Annotated in this window: 13 protein-coding genes, 1 tRNA gene and 1 riboswitch; of the genes, 6 read left to right on the top strand and 8 right to left on the bottom strand. The window is 46.8% G+C overall.

Going from position 1 to position 17,796, the window contains the following annotated elements:
- Positions 1–109 precede the first annotated feature (109 nt).
- The 5 genes from NA59_RS07970 to NA59_RS07950 all read left to right on the top strand — a co-directional run bounded on the left by NA59_RS07970 (position 110) and on the right by NA59_RS07950 (position 2,699).
- Positions 110–1,150 carry a hypothetical protein gene (locus NA59_RS07970; protein WP_044410683.1) on the top strand — a complete coding sequence of 347 codons (1,041 nt, stop codon included), beginning with the start codon at positions 110–112 and terminating at the stop codon, positions 1,148–1,150.
- Between the two features lie 455 nt (positions 1,151–1,605).
- Positions 1,606–1,965: a response regulator gene (locus NA59_RS07965; RefSeq protein ID WP_044410680.1), complete on the top strand. Its 360-nt coding sequence runs from the start codon at positions 1,606–1,608 to the stop codon at positions 1,963–1,965.
- Between the two features lie 24 nt (positions 1,966–1,989).
- A complete protein-coding gene (locus NA59_RS07960) occupies positions 1,990–2,271 on the top strand; it encodes an STAS domain-containing protein (RefSeq protein ID WP_044410676.1) in 282 nt (93 codons plus the stop codon).
- 15 nt (positions 2,272–2,286) lie between these two features.
- Positions 2,287–2,553: an EscU/YscU/HrcU family type III secretion system export apparatus switch protein gene (locus NA59_RS07955; RefSeq protein ID WP_044410674.1), complete on the top strand. Its 267-nt coding sequence runs from the start codon at positions 2,287–2,289 to the stop codon at positions 2,551–2,553.
- Positions 2,554–2,622: 69 nt separating this feature from the next.
- Positions 2,623–2,699 (top strand) — tRNA-Pro (locus NA59_RS07950).
- Between the two features lie 270 nt (positions 2,700–2,969).
- Here the strand turns inward: NA59_RS07950 and NA59_RS07945 are convergent.
- From NA59_RS07945 to NA59_RS07930, 5 genes are all read right to left on the bottom strand, one after another.
- Entirely contained in the window at positions 2,970–4,820 is a 1,851-nt protein-coding gene (locus NA59_RS07945) for a TonB-dependent receptor plug domain-containing protein (protein ID WP_044410672.1), read from the bottom strand.
- Between the two features lie 139 nt (positions 4,821–4,959).
- A riboswitch (cobalamin riboswitch) is annotated at positions 4,960–5,177 on the bottom strand.
- Positions 5,178–5,264: 87 nt separating this feature from the next.
- Positions 5,265–8,345, bottom strand: coding sequence for an efflux RND transporter permease subunit (locus tag NA59_RS07940; protein WP_083945017.1), 3,081 nt, complete (start codon positions 8,343–8,345; stop codon positions 5,265–5,267).
- Complete coding sequence (locus NA59_RS07935; protein WP_044410671.1) at positions 8,342–9,415, bottom strand: efflux RND transporter periplasmic adaptor subunit; 1,074 nt, start codon at positions 9,413–9,415, stop codon at positions 8,342–8,344. Before NA59_RS07935 ends, NA59_RS07940 begins: the two co-directional genes overlap by 4 nt.
- A 34-nt stretch (positions 9,416–9,449) precedes the next feature.
- Positions 9,450–9,623 (bottom strand): hypothetical protein, encoded by a 174-nt coding sequence (locus NA59_RS15110; protein WP_157792573.1) that lies wholly within the window; start codon positions 9,621–9,623, stop codon positions 9,450–9,452.
- A gap of 28 nt (positions 9,624–9,651) precedes the next feature.
- The gene (locus tag NA59_RS07930; RefSeq protein ID WP_044410669.1) at positions 9,652–10,926 is read right to left on the bottom strand and encodes a lytic murein transglycosylase; all 1,275 of its coding nucleotides are present in this window, start codon (positions 10,924–10,926) and stop codon (positions 9,652–9,654) included.
- A gap of 104 nt (positions 10,927–11,030) precedes the next feature.
- Between NA59_RS07930 and rlmKL the strand changes: the two genes are divergently transcribed.
- Positions 11,031–13,226, top strand: a complete 2,196-nt coding sequence (rlmKL, locus tag NA59_RS07925) for a bifunctional 23S rRNA (guanine(2069)-N(7))-methyltransferase RlmK/23S rRNA (guanine(2445)-N(2))-methyltransferase RlmL (protein WP_044410742.1) — start codon at positions 11,031–11,033, stop codon at positions 13,224–13,226.
- An 8-nt stretch (positions 13,227–13,234) separates the two neighbouring features.
- On the opposite strand, the gene NA59_RS14330 is transcribed toward rlmKL, so the two are convergent.
- Genes NA59_RS14330 through gloB form a run of 3 tightly spaced genes read right to left on the bottom strand, consistent with a single transcriptional unit; the run spans position 13,235 to position 17,779 of the window.
- On the bottom strand, positions 13,235–15,166 hold the full coding sequence (locus tag NA59_RS14330) for a lytic transglycosylase domain-containing protein (RefSeq protein WP_083945016.1): 1,932 nt from the start codon (positions 15,164–15,166) through the stop codon (positions 13,235–13,237).
- Positions 15,167–15,192: 26 nt separating this feature from the next.
- Entirely contained in the window at positions 15,193–16,995 is a 1,803-nt protein-coding gene (locus tag NA59_RS07915) for a LysM peptidoglycan-binding domain-containing protein (protein ID WP_044410667.1), read from the bottom strand.
- Positions 16,982–17,779, bottom strand: coding sequence for a hydroxyacylglutathione hydrolase (gene gloB, locus NA59_RS07910; RefSeq protein WP_044410665.1), 798 nt, complete (start codon positions 17,777–17,779; stop codon positions 16,982–16,984). Before gloB ends, NA59_RS07915 begins: the two co-directional genes overlap by 14 nt.
- Between the last annotated feature and the right edge of the window lie 17 nt (positions 17,780–17,796).

Raw genomic sequence — 17,796 nt, 5'->3', positions numbered from 1 at the left:
GGACTACTTTGTGAACTCGTTGTAATAGTTTAACACCAGTTTATAAAACTGTTGCTTACAAAAGCACTGAAAATTGATGATGTGGCTTTAAATTTGAAGGATGAATGCGATGCTGACCAATTTTTCCGCCGAATCAGGTTTAAAAACCAATCAGCTCGCCCCTATTTCACAGGCGTCCTTAGCGCGATTTGGCTGGGTGGTTGGCCAGCAGGTGAGTCTAAACGTAATCCAGGTGTCTAGTTCAACTATCAAGCTTGATGTCGGCGGACAAACGCTGGTAGCGAGCTCTGCGCTTGCTTTGACGCCAGGTCAAACGTTAATGGCTCGGGTCGCGCAGGTAGAGGGCCAAATTCGCTTGGTCGTGAGCGAACCGGTAGCAAAGGAATCTGTTTTAGAAAAGGCTTTTTTCCGTCAACTTTTGCCTAACGCATTGAGTCTCAACAATGTCATGAGTCAACTAACCTCCCCACCGCTCTTCGCGCATTTACCCCCTGCCGCACAAGCGCAGATTAATGCTATTCTCCATCAAATTCTGCGGCTAGATTCCCAGTTAAATGCATCAAAACTAAAACACGCCATTGAACATTCGGGTTCGTTTTTTGAGTCGGGGCTCAAGGGGATGCGTAAGGGGGTGGATAAGGATCTAAAAGCCGAGCTACATAAGTTGCGCGCATTGTTGACGGCAAACCCATCTGAAAAGGCTAAGACGCCACCCTCAATAGCGCAAGCGCTTAGCTTGGTTGGGCAGGCGATTGATAAAGTGAGTTTAGGTCAGTTGTTGCAATTGCAAAATCCTGCCGACTTAAGTGTGCAACTGCCTGTTTATGTAGCCAATGAATATGAAGAATTGGATGTCGAGATTTCCAGTGAGAAGTCGAAAAAAAAACGTTGGCAGTTAAAGTTCTCTGTGGCGATACATGATGAACGGTGCGCATGTGTTTTAGGTTATGACCAGCAGACAGGCTATTTTGACTGCAAGTTATTTATGGAATCCGTCGCGGGTGTAAAGTTAATTGAGCAACACTTGACGATATTAAAAGATATGTTTGAGCGCGCAGGCCTGGTTTTAGCGTATTTAGACGTGAAGCAGGGAAAGCTTGCCGCCTACGAGCCTGCTTTAATCGATCAATTAATTAATGTGAAGGCCTAGGAGCCTGTCGGACTAAACCGGTCGAAGCGAAAAAAGTCTGGTTTAGCTTCGCTTTCTTCGATTGAGTCAGTTTTTGTTCAATTTCGAGGAGAATAGCGAGCTATTTGACGAGGAAATGGGTAAAAAATGGCCAAGTCCAGCTTTTTTGCAGCCGATTGGCTTTAATCCGACGGGCTCCTAGCCCAGATGTTTCATAACTTCGCGAGATGTTCGCATGTCGTTTAGTGGGTTTAATCGAATCCGGCGTTTTTGCCTCCAGTAGATCTGCGCTTGACAGATTGATAGGCCTTTTTTAGTGAAATTACGCGCTATATTTATTTTTTTGTAGGGTTAAAGCAGGTTTTTGTTGTTTAATGTTTTACATATTCTTTGTTTGTGCGTAAAATCTCAACTAAATTATTCTTTGAAAAGCGATACCCCACGGGTTAAACACTTAAAAATAGAGAGAAAGTTAAATGTCAAAAATCTTAGCGGTTGATGATTCAAAATCTATGCGTCAAATGGTAGGTATGTCTTTAAAGTCAGCAGGTCATGATGTTACGGAAGCTGAAGATGGTGCAGTAGCACTTGGGATTGCAAAAACAGAGCAGTTTGATCTGATTGTAACCGACATTAACATGCCCAATATGAACGGTATAGAGTTAATTGCAGCTTTACGTGCTATGCCAAATTATAAGTTTACGCCTATTTTGTGCTTAACAACTGAATCCTCAGGTGATATGAAAACAAAGGGTAAAGATGCCGGCGCAACAGGCTGGATCGTAAAACCCTTTAGTCCAGAAAAGTTACTGTCTGTAATAGGGCGTGTACTTTAAAATTTTGCCTTATAGGGAGCGTTTATGAGTCAAGTTATTCAGTTGCCCGAAAGTCTTACCATTCACTATGCAAGTGAGCAGATGGTTGCGATGAAAAAAGCCATAGCTGACGCCTCTGGTGAATTGACTATTGATGCGTCAGCGCTAGAAACAATTGATACATCGGGTATCCAGTTGTTGCTTGTAGTAGTTGAATCCTTGGCTGAAAAAGGATTAAAGCTGAGGTGGCTAAATCCCAGTGAGCTATTTGTGTCTAGTGTTGCAAACTTAGGTTTATCAACAAAGTTTCAGTTTGCTAGCGTCTAATTTTGGGTTGCGTGTTTGAAGGCACCAAAGCTTGCAGTTAGTATAGAGTACGATGGTACCCGTGCGCCAAAAGTGACAGCGAAAGGTGCCGGTCATATCGCTGACAAAATTGTGCAGATAGCAAGTGAAAAAGGGATCCCTATAAAACAAGACCAGGCATTAACTGAAATGCTCAGTCAAGTTGAAATAGATAGTGAAATTCCGCCAGTGTTATATGAGGCGATGGTGCAGGTCCTGGTTTTTGCTTATCAAGTAAGTGGCAAGACAATACCTAAGCCCTAACTTCAAAGGTAATGTGTTTTTTAGCTTGAATATTCTATTTTTTAATATAGAATACAGCTCACAAAGTTTCGGGGCATGGCTCAGCCTGGTAGAGCACCGTCATGGGGTGGCGGGGGTCGTAGGTTCAAATCCTACTGTCCCGACCAAATTTAGTAATAAAAAGTGACTTAGAAGTAATTAAAAACTATTTCGGTCACTTTTTTTTTCGCCCAAAATTTAAACCTAACCAATTAGTGACCATGGTCGGCGCAAGACTTATAGGCCCCCATGTAACTTCCATCACTTAGGGCTCTTAGCTCTCTATTTTCTGTTTGTTGATCTCAACGCCATATTTATTAGAACAGCGCGTGCAGTTCTAATACTTTCCCCGCTGTGAACGACAACGGGGAATACGCGTTGTTGGTTAAATTAAAGTTTTATTTTAGCCCAGCGCGAATGCCTACAAAAAATTGGCGGCCGCCATTGGCATAAACAATATCGGGCGTTGAGCCTGTCGCGGTTTCAACTGCATCGGTATAGTCTTCATCAAACAGGTTTTTAACTTTGGCCTGTAAGTCGATATGCTTTGTTAACGCATAGCTTGCGGTTAAGTCTGAAACAAAATACTCACCAATTTGCTGGGTTCCGTTAGAACGGTAGTCATATTTGGTGCCAATATAGCGGGTATGCCAGTTGATTTGTGTGTCTTTTACACCATAAAAACGCAAATCCATCGAGGCTGATTGTTCGGGTCTTCTGGCCAAGGTTTTTCCTTGATCGTCTTTAGCCTCCAATTGTGTGAATTGAAGTTCAAGTTGCGTTTTTAATGACTTCAAATCACGTGCGTAATCAATTTCCCAGCCACTAAATTTACTTTTACCATTAAGGTTGTAGTAAAAGTCAGTGTAGTCGATGTCCCAAGTGCCCGATGAGCCATAGTCAATCATATTTCGAACTTCACTTTTAAAGTAAGTAATACCTAAGCCCCAAGCTTCAAGTCGAATATCCCAATCTTGCGTTTCTTCTGGTTTTAAGTTTTCAGTGGTGCCTTGTGTTAGCTGAAAAAGCGTTGGGGCGGTATAAGCGGTTCCGATATTGGCGAACAATCGAATAGCGGGGTTAATTTGGTAGCCAGCACCAAGCCGTCCTGTGGTTTTATCTTGAAAGGCGTTGTATTCGTCATGTCGTAGCGCTTGGTTTAAAGTCAAACGATTAAATTGGTTTTGATTATATAAGCCAATGGTTTTGTTGTTAATCTTTAGGTTTGAGCTTTCAGACTCACTGTTGTTTTCGGCAAGAATAATGTGTGCGTTTGCATTATTCGCATAGTGACTTTCGATTTGCAGTGCCTTTTGATTCTGTTTGCCCGCAGATAACCAGCCCGCTTCATTTCGTTCAAGATCTGTTTCATTAACCCAGGCTTTAACCTGAACTTGATCCAATTGAATCTGATAGTTTAGTTGGCGAACTTGGGTGTTGATTGAGCGAGTTGATGCATCATCGTCAGGCCCACCGGACCAATTGGAATCGTAATCCGCTTGCATGTCACTATTTTTAACAAAAGCGACCAGTCGTTGATTTTTGGTGGGATTAATGCCGATAGCGAGTGATACATCCGTTTGATCAAATCCATCACGTTCAAATTGTGTTTCATCACCTTTGTAGGGTTTCATTTGGCTAAAGCCATCAGATTGCGTGTTAGAAAAGTGGTAAGTGAAGTCAGCTTGCTCATTACGTACACCTAGGGTGGTGGCTAACTGCTGGTAGCCGTGATTACCACGGGTAAGGCTGGCTTCAACCTGATGGGGGTGTTCGGTTTGTCGGCTGATGATGTTAATTACCCCCGCAGCGGCATTCGCTCCCCAAATTGAGGATTGCCCACCTCGGACGATTTCAATTCTTTCAACATCTGAAAGTTGCATGGATTCAAATAGTGCGGTGTTATTGATGCTTGTCGGGTCATTGAGCGGAACACCATTTAACAGTACAAGAACGCGGTTGGAACCGCGAATAAAGACACTTGAAGCATGACCAAGGCCACCGCTTAGGCTAAGGCTGACTCCGGGTACAGAGGTTAAGGCTTCGGTTAGGGTTTGATATTGTTTAGCCTCAATCTCTTTACGTGTTATAACTGACATATTGGCAGTGACGCTGCGCTCGGTTTGTTCGGTGTTACTGGCGGTTACCACAATCTGTGATAATGGATTGTCGGCGATGGCCAGGCCTGGTGATAGACATAAGACGGCGATTAGAGGTTTAATTTTAAAACGTGTTGCTGTTGTTAACATGGAAATTTCCTTCAATTCATATTTAAAAATTATGAACGAAGGCAAAACGGACTTATCCTGATACGATTCAGGCATTTCAAGGTTGAAAATTTTACAAGCTGCCGTATTGCCCACCGCAATAGGTTGTTGACTAAATTAAATTTAGCCGGCTCACTAGGCCGGTATCCGGGCTGAGGAGCGGTTTCTTTCACCTTCCCAGTTCAGTGGCTTGCACCTGTTTGAACCAGTGGTTTGTTTGAAAGTCTTCTCCATCACCGTTGCGGGGGCAGCGTTCGATTTGAACGAGGTTTTCGTTCGTACGACTCTTCCCGTTTAACGCGGTATTGAAACCGCGCACCTAAATGATGTGCGCTATTGTAGGGCAAGATTTATTTTTTGCAAGAACTTAGGTATTACTGTGCTTTAATCCGCATTAAAGCACAGGCGTAGGAAGCGGATATCGAGCTAGGCGGCTCTTACCTTAAACCACGCACTGTAGAGTGCGGGTAAGAATAGGAGCGTGAGTAGGGTGCCCATTGTAATACCGCCAATCAACACATACGCAAGCGGCCCCCAGAAGGTCGAAGTTGTAAGTGGAATAAACGCTAACACGGCGGCTAAAGCGGTTAGGACAACGGGGCGCGCACGGCGCACTGTGGCGTCGATCACCGCGTCGTAATCACTGAGTCCTTGACGTTTGTTGTCGTCAATTTGACCGACCAGAATCAGCGTGTTACGCATTAAAATCCCTGCCAAACCAATAAGCCCCAGGGTTGCCACAAAGCCAAACGGTTGTGAGAAGATCAGCAGTGCCATCACCGCACCAATTAAACCGAGCGGCGCGGTGAGGATCACCATGAACATGCCACTAAACGAGCGCATTATTAGCATCACTAAGGTAAACATCAGAATCACCATCACGGGCATTAGTGCACGAATGGAGTTTTGTGCTTTGCCTGACTCTTCGACCGAACCGCCGATTTCAACGCTATAGCCCAGAGGTAGGGTTTGGTTAAGTTGTTGCAGTTCAGGCCAGATTTGCATGGTCACATCAGGCGGCTGAGCGCCAGCGCGGATTTCGCTATTAACCGATAGATAAGGCGTGCGGTTTCGACGTTTAAGCACCGGTTCCTCATAGTCTATCCTCAGGTTGACTAGTGCGTCTAAAGGGAAGCTTTCACCCTTTAGGTTTTTAAGCGGTAGATTGCCCAGCTGTTCTAGATTTAACCGTGCCTCAGCGGGCGCACGCGCGATGAGTTGAACGCTGCGCGTTTGATGGCGCAGTTGGCTGATGGTTTGACCCTGTAGGATGAAATTGAGTTGCTGTTGCACGTCCAATGGGTTAAAGCCGAGGTTTTCCAGATGCTGTGGGTCATAATCCAACAGGATAACCGGTGTGCGTTGTCCGTATTCCAAGTGCGGCTGGATGGTTTGCGGGTGGCGTTCCATAATGGTTTGAACTTGGTTGGCAATCTCGCGCAAGACCAACGGGTCATCGCCCATTACGCGGAAGGTAACCGGCCAAGGTACTGGAGGACCATAGAGCAACGGATGAACACGGACACGTGCTTCAGCAAATTCACCCTGATCAATCCAGCCTTGTAAGCGCGCTTGAAGCGCATCGCGCTGATCGCGATCACCGGTAATGGCGATAATTTTGGCAAAAGCCGGGTTGGGTAGCTCAGGGTTTAGCGCCATAAAAAAGCGCGGTGCGCCTGCGCCAATGTAGCTTGAAAGGGTACGGACTTCAGGTTGGTCTGCAATCAGGGTTTCCATGCGTTGCGCAAGCTGGTCGGTGACGCCAATGGAGGTGCCTTCTGGTAGATAGATATCAATCATTAATTCGGGACGGTCTGAACTAGGAAAGAATTGTTTTTCCACTAACTTTGCCATGCCGACTATTGATAGCACAAACAACAAAAAGGTGGCGAACAATACCGTTTTACGCTGATGCACACAGGCGGTTATAATCGCGCGTAACGCCCGATAGCCTTTGGATTGATAAGGGTCTAAATGCTGAATTTCATAACCAGGCCTGCCTAGTTCTTTAGCGGCTATGGGATCTTTGAGGAATTTAACCCCTAAGTAAGGGGTAAAGATCACGGCAACAAACCAAGAAGCAGTCAAAGAAATCGCCAATACCCAGAAAATATTACCGGCATATTCGCCGACATTCGAGGCGGCAAAACCAATCGGTACAAAACCCACAGCGGTAATTAAGGTACCGATTAACATAGGCATCGCGGTTACCGACCAGGCATAGGAGGCGGCTTGGATTTTATCCAGTCCTTCTTCGATTTTGACGAGCATCATTTCAATGGCAATAATCGCATCGTCAACCAATAAACCGAGCGCCAGGATTAAAGCGCCAAGGGTAATGCGGTCGAGATTTTTACCGGTCATCATCATAATAAAAAACGTAATTGCCAGTGTGAGTGGCACCGCGAGGGCGACCACCAGGCCTGCTCGTAAGCCGAGGGCTAAAAAGCTGACCAGCATTACCACGCCGAGGGCGACGAGGAACTTGAGTTGGAATTCGTCAATCGCCTGACTAATGGCATCGGCTTGGTTGGTGATTTTTTCTAACTCAAAACCTAACGGCAGGTGTTGGGTAAGCTGTTGCTCAAGCTTTTCTAGGTCTTTACCTAGGGTTAAGCCATTGTAACCAGTTTGCATAATGACACCGATTAGCAGCGCTTCTTGGCCTTGATCACGCACCAGGTATTGTGGCGGGTCTTGGTACCCTCGGCTGACTTGGGCAATGTCTTTGAGCTGGAACTGATCACCTTGAATGGACATAGGCAGATTTTCGAGTCGGCTCAAGTCGTTTAACTGACTATTCATGCGCAGATAAACCCGCGCGGCTTGGGTGTCAATTTGTCCTGAAGGGGTGAGGCGGTTGTGGGCTTCGATTTCGGCAAAGATTTGTGAGGGGTTAATCGCCATTTGGCTCAGACGTTCAATATCCAGCTCAATAAATACCTGCTGGGGCCGCTCTCCAATTAAATTGACTTTTTGCACACCCGGCACGCGCAGGAGTTGGTTGCGTATTTGTTCGGCAGGTTCAATCAGTTGAAAGGCTTGAAGCTCGGGGGCGGTGAGGGCATAGAGGCTGTAATAGACATCAGAAAAATCATCGTTAACAAACGGCCCTTGGACACCAGCAGGTAGAAAACTCGCTTCATCCAGCATACGTTTGCGTACTTGATAAAACACGTTTTGTACTTCGTGTTTGGGGGTTTGGTCAAGAAATTGAATTTGCATATTCAACTGACCTGGCCGGGCGGTGGTTTCCACTCGGTCAAAATAGGGCACTTCTTGCAGGCGTTTTTCAAGTCGGTCGGCGACCTGTTGTTGCATTTGTTCAGCCGTGGCGCCTTCCCAAATAGCCGAAACGGTCATGACTTTAATCGTGAAAATCGGGTCTTCCGCACGGCCTAAGCTGACAAAAGCATAAAGCCCAGCCAGTGCGACGATTAAAATAAAGTAAAGGGTCAAGGCGCGTTCACGCACCGCCCAGGCCGATAGGTTAAACCGCTGCATCATAGCGTTGGCTCCTGCAGCTGACGGGTTTGTACTTTTTGTCCGGCTTTAAGCAGGTGGACACCCGCGCTGACAACCTGGGCATTGGGGCTGAGGTCAGCTTGCACAAAAGCAAAGTCTTGCGTTAGTTGAGTGACCTTAACTGGTTTAAATTGAATGCGGCCGTCTTGGTAAAGCCAAACGCCAGTGCCTTGCCCAAGATCGAATACCGCTGATTTAGGCAGTTTAAGCTGTTGCTCTGGCGTGCTAAAAACCAGTTTGGCTGTTTGTCCGAGTTTTAGTTGTGTGTTTTCGGGCAGCGCATAGCGAAGTGTCCAGGTTTTTGAAGCGGAATCGGCCGCGGGTGTGGTTTCACGTAAGCTAACCGGTATTTGTTCGCCCGTTGGTAGTTGAAGGAAGCCTTGTTGTTTGGCTGAAGCGATGCGTGATTCAGGCAGTTTAACCAGAATATCCTGCTGTTGACTGAAGATTTCAATCAGCGTTTGACCGGGTTGCACAACCAGGCCTGGTTCCGCTTGGATGAATTGCACCAAGCCGTTTACTGGGGAGCTTAGTTCAGCATAATCCAGTTGACGTTTCACCAGATCTAATTCGCGCTGCAGTGCCACTAAACGTTGCTGCAGGGTGGTCACTTGGTTTTGAGCGCGGTCAAAGTCCTGTTGCGAAACTAGGTTGCGATTAAGCAAGTCTTGCGCACGTTTGGCTTCGGTTTGGGCAAGCTTAAGTTCGGATTCTGTCGCATTGAGATTCGCTTGTGCCGCACGTTGCTTGAGCGTTAAATCCGTGGCGTCTAGTTGAATCAGTGTTTGACCTGCACGCACGCTGTCGCCAATTTGCACATGGCGTTTTGTCACTAGGCCGGGTATTTGGAAACTTAATTTGGTCTGGCTTTGTGCTTCGATATGACCGAGTAGCGTTTGATGTTGTTCGCCAGCCTGTTGCACCTGAGATACCAAAACAAAAGGCGGGTTGTCGGTTGAAGGAGGATCAGGCTGTTGTTTACAACCGCTAACCAGACTTAAGCTGAATGCACTGATAAATAGAATCGGGTAAACGGGCTTGAACATCAACATGGTTTGCCTTTGTAGATAAAAAATGGGTCAAAAATTAGAGTGGCTTGTTCGCTTGGTTAAATTGTTTAAGCTTACGCCAAAGTCGATGGTCGAGCTTGACGCTACGTGCTTGGGATTTCCAAAGCGCATAGCCTAACCCAAGCGGAGAATGTAAAAAACGAAAAAACAGTGGTTTGTTAGCTGTATTATCCGTGTTTTGTGTGTTCATGATCTGCGCTTCAATTTGTCCTGTTTATTTATCGGGTGGTTTGAGTTGCTTGGTTGGCTTGAGTTGCTTTTTGCAAGCGGTTTAGCATATTCATTGTCGGCGCACCGTCGGCAGGAATATTGTGAGTTGCCTGGAACGCACGGATGCCAGCGCGTGTTCGCGCACCTGGAATACCATCGGCGCCACCCACATCATAGCCTAACTGATTTAAGCGTTGTTGCATGTCAATGATCTGCGCCCGCGTTAGCGCTGCATCATCGGCTGGTTTCTTAGCTACTAAGGTCGGGGCGTCAATAATTCTATCGGCCAGATGCCCAACGGCTATAGCGTAGTTATTCGACATATTCCAACGCTTGATCACGTTGAAGTTGTGATAAACCAAAAAGGCTGGTCCACGATAGTCGCTAGGAATAAGGAGTGCCGCTGAAATATCGGCAGAAGGTAGATGGGAGCCGTCTGCTTGTCTGATGCCCATTTGCTGCCATTCCGCTAACGGGCGCTGAGTACGGCCATCGGCAATGGCAAAATCAAAATTCTTTGGCAGGCTAACTTCACGTCCCCAAGTTTCTTCGCGTTTCCAGCCGAGGTTTTGCAAAAAATTACCTGAGGAGTGAAATACATCCTCCATACTATTCCACATGTCTTTGCGCCCCGTATTGTCGGCATCAACGGTATAGCGCAAGTAGTTGTAAGGCATGAATTGCGTTTGTCCCATCGCGCCCGCCCATGAGCCTTTCATTTGCTCAAACGGGATATGGCCTTCGTCTAAAATTTGCAGGGCATAGATTAACTGCTTGGTGAAAAACGTACTGCGGCGTTGATCATAGGATAGGGTGGCGAGTGACTCGATGACCGGGAAGCTGCCTGTAAAATTACCATAGTTGGTTTCTAGTCCCCAAAAAGCGACTAAGAAACGACCTGGGATACCGTATTTTTCGGTGACTTCATCCAGCAGTTTTTGGTGGGTGGCTAGCATTTCTTTGCCACGTTTGATACGCCAATCACTGACGGCGGATTCTAGGTATTGCCAAAAAGTGCGGGTAAATTCCGGCTGATGGCGATCCAGTTCAAGCACGCGCTGATTGAGTTTGACATTTTCAAACGCTTTGTCGAGGGTGGCGGGTGAAATGCCTTCGGCTCTGGCTCGGGGTTTAAGGTCGTTGGTTATCCAGGCTTGGAATGCCTGCTCGTCAGCGGCCGTCAGGGGTAGCGTTTGGGCGGCTAGGTTAAATGAAGCGAATAAACCAAGTAGCCCGAGTGCAACAAACAAGGACTTTATGCGTCTAGAATAAACGATGAACATAGGGTTAATATCTCAATTTGATGGATGTGGTCACATTTTACCGAAACCTTGATGTTAAAAAGCGTAAAATTAGCCTTAATTTTATTTATGATCGAGAAAAACCGATGAAATTTTTTGCTACTGCGCCAAATGGCTTATCTGAACTGTTAAAAGAAGAACTGCAAGCACTGGGGGCGCAGTCTGTTAAAGCCCAGCCCAGAGGCGTGAGTTTTGAGGGTGGGTTAGTCGATGGTTATCGCGCCTGTTTATGGTCGCGGTTGGCGAATCATGTTTATTTGGTTTTGTTAGAATCCGAGCTGGATACCCAAGAAGATTTGTATGCAAATGTGCGCTCGCTCGATTGGGCACGTCACATGAGTGAAGATCATAGTTTTGCGATTTCGTTTACCGGCAAAGGGATGGGTATTGAGCACACGCACTTTGGCGCGTTGAAAATCAAAGATGCGATTGTTGATTATTTCCGCGATACCACAGGCAATCGCCCAGCGGTCGATCGTGAATATCCCGATATTCAGTTGCATGGTCATTTAAATCGTAATCAATTTACCCTGAGTTTGGATTTGTCGGGGCATAGCCTGCATCAACGCGGTTATCGTGAAGGTCAGCAGGTTAAAGCACCATTGAAAGAAAATGTGGCGGCGGCGATATTAATTCGCGCGGGTTGGCCGCAGCTGGCCGAGCAGGGCGCGGCATTGGTTGATCCGATGTGTGGCTCGGGTACATTTTTAATTGAAGCGGCGATGATTGCATCGGACACCGCACCGGGTCTGGCTAAATCCCATGATATGGGTTTTTTATCTTGGTTAGGCCATCAGCGTGATGTTTGGGATGAGCTGGTTAAGGATGCGCAAGCACGTGAGTTGGCGGGTTTAGCGAAGATTCCACCGATTTACGGCTCGGATGCGCATGGCGGCGCGGTGAAAATTGCGCGCCAAGCGTTGCAACAAGCGGGTTATGCCGATGTGATTAAAGTGGATATCTTGCCGGTTAATCAAGCCAAGCCAATGGATGATCTGCAACCAGGCCTGGTAGTGACTAATCCACCTTATGGTGAGCGCTTGGGTGAGGAAGATGAAGTCAAAGCCTTGTATGTGCAAATTGGCGAAACCTTAAAACGCAGTTTTGTCGGTTGGCAGGCGGCGGTGCTTACTTGTAACAAGGAGCTGGGCTTGTATTTAGGTTTAAAAGCCAAGCGAGACCATGCGTTTTTTAATGGTGCGATGGAATGTAAGTTGTTCCGCTTTGAGGTTGAAGAAGAATTTTTCCGTCAACCGGCGTTAAAAGCGGGGGCGGATTTAGCGGCGGAAGTAGAAAGTTCGATGGCCGATTTGGCGCAAACGGAAGGCGCGCAAATGTTTGCTAATCGGCTGCGAAAAAACTTAAAAACCCTGCGTAAGTGGGCGGATCGCAATAAGGTGCTGGCGTACCGGGTCTATGATGCGGACATGCCGGAATATGCCTTAGCGATTGATTATTATCATACGCTTGAAGCGGGCGAGTGGTTGGTGGTGAATGAATATGCACCGCCGAAAACGGTGAATGCCGCCAAGGCTAAACGACGTTTGTATGAAGCGATGGCGGTATTGCCTGAGGTGTTTGGCATTGCGGCTGAGCGGGTGGTGTATAAAATGCGCCAGAAGCAAAAAGGCAGCAGCCAGTATGAAAAACTGGAAGAACGCAAAGATTATTTCACCACCATCGAAAACAACACCAAGGTGCGGGTGAACTTTACCGATTATTTGGATACTGGCTTGTTTTTAGATCACCGTGATGTGCGCGCGTTGGTCGCGAAGCTATCCAAGGGCAAAGACCTGTTGAACCTATTCTGCTATACCGCAACGGCGACGGCACAGGCCGCCGTTGCGGGGGCGAATAACTCGCTGAGTGTGGATATGTCGAAAACCTATTTGTATTGGGCTAAGCATAATTTCATGACCAATGACATTGATCTCAGACGCCATGAGCTGTTGCAAGAAGATGTGGTGGCTTGGTTGAAAAATCCACCCAAAATGGACCCGTTTGATGTGATTTTTTTAGATCCACCGTCGTTTTCAACCTCTAAACGGATGGAGGGCGTGCTGGATATTCAGCGTGACCATGTTGAATTGATTGAACAGGCGGGGGCGTTACTCGCGTCTGGCGGCACTTTGGTGTTTTCCAATAATATGCAGAAGTTTAAGCTGGATAAGGACGCGTTATCCGCTTGGCAGATTGAGGATATTACCCGTAAAACCTTGCCAGAAGACTTTAAACGCAGCCCCAAAATCCACCAGGCCTGGTTGTTGACGAAGCTAGATTAGTATGTGCGCTAGGATCCTGTGACAGGCTCCTGGATTGGTTGCATTAGGTGAGAGAGGCGTTGTGGCTTTTGCTCTAGTAGTTTGCCAAAAATGATTTTGTGTTCGAGTACGGCTTTGACATAGCGGCGTGTTTCGGTGAAGGGGATGCTGTCAATCCATTGATCGGCATCGAGCAGGTCGATGGTGGCTGTCCAGTTTTCAACCCGTCTGGGGCCGGCGTTATAGGCGGCGGTCGCTTTAACGATATGACCATCAAATTTGTTCATCAGGTAGGCTAGATAAGCTGAGCCAAGCTCGATATTGGATTGAGCATCGGTGAGGTTTTGGTAGGTTTGGCGAGGTAGACCGTTTTGGCGACCGATGTATCTAGCGGTGCTAGGGCGTAGTTGCATCAGCCCAACCGCACCAGCCGAGGATCGAATGTCGGTTTGATACGCGCTTTCTCGACGCATAATGCTGTAGATCCAAGCGGGGTCAAGTTGGTTTTTATCGGCGTTTTGCATGACAGGTTGTTGGTAGGGGGTAGGGAAGCGTAAAGTCAGCTGATCCCATTGTTGGCCTTGCGCCAGTGCGCGAAAGGCAAATACATGATGTTGCCAATCGTGCGCGATTTGGGCAATCGCGGTTAAATCATTTTGATCGGCTTGGTTGAGCAAGTGGTTCCATTCGCGGGTGGCGAAAACCCGCCAGCCTACGGCTAGTAGGTTTTCAATCAGGTCGAGTGCCGGGTATTTTTTTCTAGTGGCGGCTAACTGTTCTGTTGATGGGTTGGGTTGGCTGTCCAGGCGGTAGGGCATGTTAAGCTGGTCTGCCGCTAGAAAACCGTAGTAATTACGTTGCTGCGCCAATTGTTGAAAAATATGTCTAGCTTGCTGAGGGTGCCCGAGTTGTTGATAGCTGCGTGCGCGCCAATATTGCCATTTAGCTTGTTGTTGTTGAGTGGTATCCATTTTTTCTAGGGTAAGTTGGAGTGTTTTCCAGTCAGATTGGCGCAGGGAAATTTGTGCTTGCCAGCGTAGACTGTCTGCGTCTGAGTGCTGCTGGTTGTAGTCATGCAAAAAGTGTTTTGCCTCTTCATCATCACGAATAAAGAGGCGTAGGCTTGCGGTGCGTAGAATGGTTTTTTGTTCATCGGTGTGGATCTGGTAGCGCTGTTGGTGAAGCTGTAGTAGTTGTTGGGCTGTTTGTGGTTCGATGTTGGCGAGCCGGTTTAGACTGTGAAGGAATATTTTTCGATTTAAAAAAGCCGATTCTAAGTTTGGTAGTGTAAGCATGAGTTTTTTTGGGTTGTTGTGAAAGTCTAGCCATTGCGTTACGGCTTGACGGTCAGATGTTGAAAGGTGGCGCGCGAGTGCTTGGGCGACATCAGCTTGATTGGTTTGAAACGCGCTTTCAATTTTTTGCCAAATAATCCAACTCGGTAGCTGGTTTGTTTTAAGTAGTTGGGCTTCTAGTCGTTGACAGGGTTTAGTGGATGCGAGTTGAGATAGCCAAAGCGTTTGTGCGTTTTCTAAAATAAAATCATCAGCTTGGGTTTGTAGTTGAGCTTGGTAATAGGCGCATTGCAGCTCGGTTCTTATGTGTTGTGGGTCGCTAACTTGTTTGAGAAGAAGGGGCCAGTTATTCTGTTCATCCAGATGCTTTATCCAACTTTCAGTAAGGCGTTGCGCGACGGCAAGGTGCGAGTAGTTGTTTAAAAATCCCTCTATCACAAAACTAGGTGTTTTATCTAGTTGGCGAACCATGTCTTGATGTAAAAAAATAGGGTAAAGTGGGTGGGTTTGAAGGCGCGCTTTAATTCGATTTGCATTCTCCCTATCGCCTTGTTTGAGGTATTCAATCCCCGTTAAAAAATCTTGTTGCGCTTCGCTAAGTTGGCTGTAAGCATGGAGAGGTAACAGCCCTGTCATGATACAGAATAACAATGATTTGAATCTCATAGGCTAGGCGCGCTGTACATGTCGGGTTAGCTTTGTCCGGGGATGCGTAATATTTGGCCTGGTCGTAAGAACTGGTTTTCTGCAAGATTGTTATGGCGCATAAGCGCTGTTCTGCTCACGTTATAGGTGCGCGCAATATCCCAAATGGTGTCGCCATGCTTAACAGTGTAAATATTAGATGGAGCGGATTGCCAAATAGTCAGTTCTGTGCCTGGACGAATAAGACTCGTGTTGGACAGTTTATTCCAGCTGCGTAAATCGGCCACACTGACATTATAGCGTCTTGCAATGCGCCATAGGCTTTCACCTTCTCGTACAGTGTGTTGCAGTTGATGGCCAAATTTATCACTTTTTATTTTGAGAGGCTGAGCGATTTGTAACGGCGTGTTAGGGTTTAGATTGTTCCACTTGATTAAGTCCGTCAGGCTGATGCCGTAGGATTGGGCAATCGTTGAGAGTGATTCTCCGCGCGCTACGGAATGAACTCGATAGGTGTTGGATGTTTGGGTGGCTGATGGTTCTTGAGCCAATTGGGTGACGCTTTGATATTGGTCAGCAGGTACCGGGATGAGCAGGGTGTGTCCGGCACGAATCATGTTTCCACGAAGGTTGTTTAATTGACGAATTTGATTGACGGATGTTTTGTAGCGCATAGCAATCCCCCCCAGTGTTTCGCCGGGCTTGATGTCGTGTCGTGCCCATTGAATATCAAAAAGGCGGCTGTTTTCGCCAAGCTGTTGCTTAAATGACGCTTCGTGGCTCAGGGGTATTAATAGGTGGTGTGGGCCATCGGGCGGCGTGATGCTTTTTAGATAGCCCGGGTTAAGGTGTCTGAATAACTCTTTTGAAAGACCGGCCATTTCTGCGGCTTTATTCAGGTCGATTTGTCGATCGATTTCAATGAGTGTTAAGTGAGGTTCATTGGCAATAGGGTGAATGTTTAGTTCGTATTTTTCATGGTGCTTTATCAGATAGCTTACCGCGAGCAGTTGCGGTACGTAATGACGCGTTTCAGTGGGCAGGTAAGGGCGAATATTCCAGTAGTTAATTTCGGCATTCGGATCGGCTCGCTTTAAACGTGCGGTAGCTTGTAAAATGCGACCATAACCGGCGTTATAGGAAGCGAGGGCCAAGAACCAATCTTGGTTATTGCGCTCATACAGGGTTTCAAGATAATCTAATGCGGCATGCGTGCTTAAGTAAACATCCTGGCGACCGTCAAACCACCAGTTTTGGTGCAAATCAAACATTTTGCCAGTAGAGGGAATGAATTGCCATAAACCAACGGCGCTCATATTCGAGCGCGCATAAGGGTAAAACGCGCTTTCAATAATCGGCAGCATGGCGATTTCATAAGGCATGCCGCGGTTTTCAATTGCTTCGTAGATAAAATGAAGATAGGGTTGCGCACGCATGGATACGCGTTCTAAGTGCCGTTTATTATTTAAGTAAAAGGCCAGGTAGTCTTGGAATAGGCTTTGGTTAGCTTCCATTAGATGAAATTGGTCCGCAAGCTCATCCCATAAGTTGTCTCGGGGCTCTGTTGCAGGTAGGTCAAAGGGTAAGGGGGTGATGGACGATTTGATTAGTTCGTCATAGGCGAGCTCATCAAGATTGACTTGATCAGTGCGTATTAAGTAGCCTTCGGCATGCTGTCGGCGTGCACGATCAAGTGCTGTGTCAGATTGCAGTTTACTCGCTGAGCCGGCTTGTTCGGCGGCCTTGTCTTGCTGCATTTGTCGCTGCCCAGTGGTCTGGCAAGCGGTTAATAATAGCGTAAAAATCGCTAACGCAAGTGGCTTGATCAGGTTTTTGTTAGGAGATGTCATCTAATAAGTCTGTTCTGTCTAGTTGATCTTTCCAGCCTCGGCAGGCGGTGAATAAATCTGTTGTTGTCATGGGGTTGTCAGTCCCTGTTTTGTTGCGTAATACGTTAGCTAAGGGTTCAAGGTCAAAACGCAAAAACGGATTGGTTTGTTTTTCTATCCCAAGCGTCGAGGGCACACAGGCCTGGTTGTTTAATCGCTTATTTCTCACCTCATTACGACGCTCAATCACCGCTGGATTCATCGGTTCGGCGATGCGTGCAAAATTCATATTTGCTAGGGTATATTCATGCCCGCAGTAAACAGCGAGCGTATCATTTAAATCGCGCAATTTAAGCAAGGATTGCGCCATTTGCTCAGAAGTGCCTTCAAATACGCGACCACATCCGCCTGCAAATAAGGTATCACCACTAAAGAGTACCTGATTATTATAAAGGGCAATATGATCCAGCGTGTGGCCCGGTGTTTCAAGTATGTTTAATGGAATGCCATCTAAATCAATCTGATCACCTTCTCGAACAAAATCGGTAATATAAGGTTTTTGCATCTGATGACCTGCAAATACGCGTGCATCCGGAAACTGAGTCAGTAGCGAGATCACGCCATCGGTGTGGTCATAGTGATGATGGGTGAGCAGTATGCCAGCAAGGCTGAGGTTTAGTTCGTTGAGTTTGTTGAAGACAGGCAGCGCTTCACCTGGGTCCACGACCCAAGCTTGGCTCGGCGTTTCAATTAACCAGATGTAATTGTCAGTTAGCGCATTGATACGGTGAATAATAAAACTCATTAACTTGCTTTTTAGTT

Origin of the sequence: Thiomicrospira microaerophila (assembly GCF_000934765.1) — a bacterium.
GTDB lineage: Bacteria > Pseudomonadota > Gammaproteobacteria > Thiomicrospirales > Thiomicrospiraceae > Thiomicrospira > Thiomicrospira microaerophila.
Note: the sequence above shows the minus strand (reverse complement) of the source record. Positions and strands in the feature narration are given on the sequence as shown.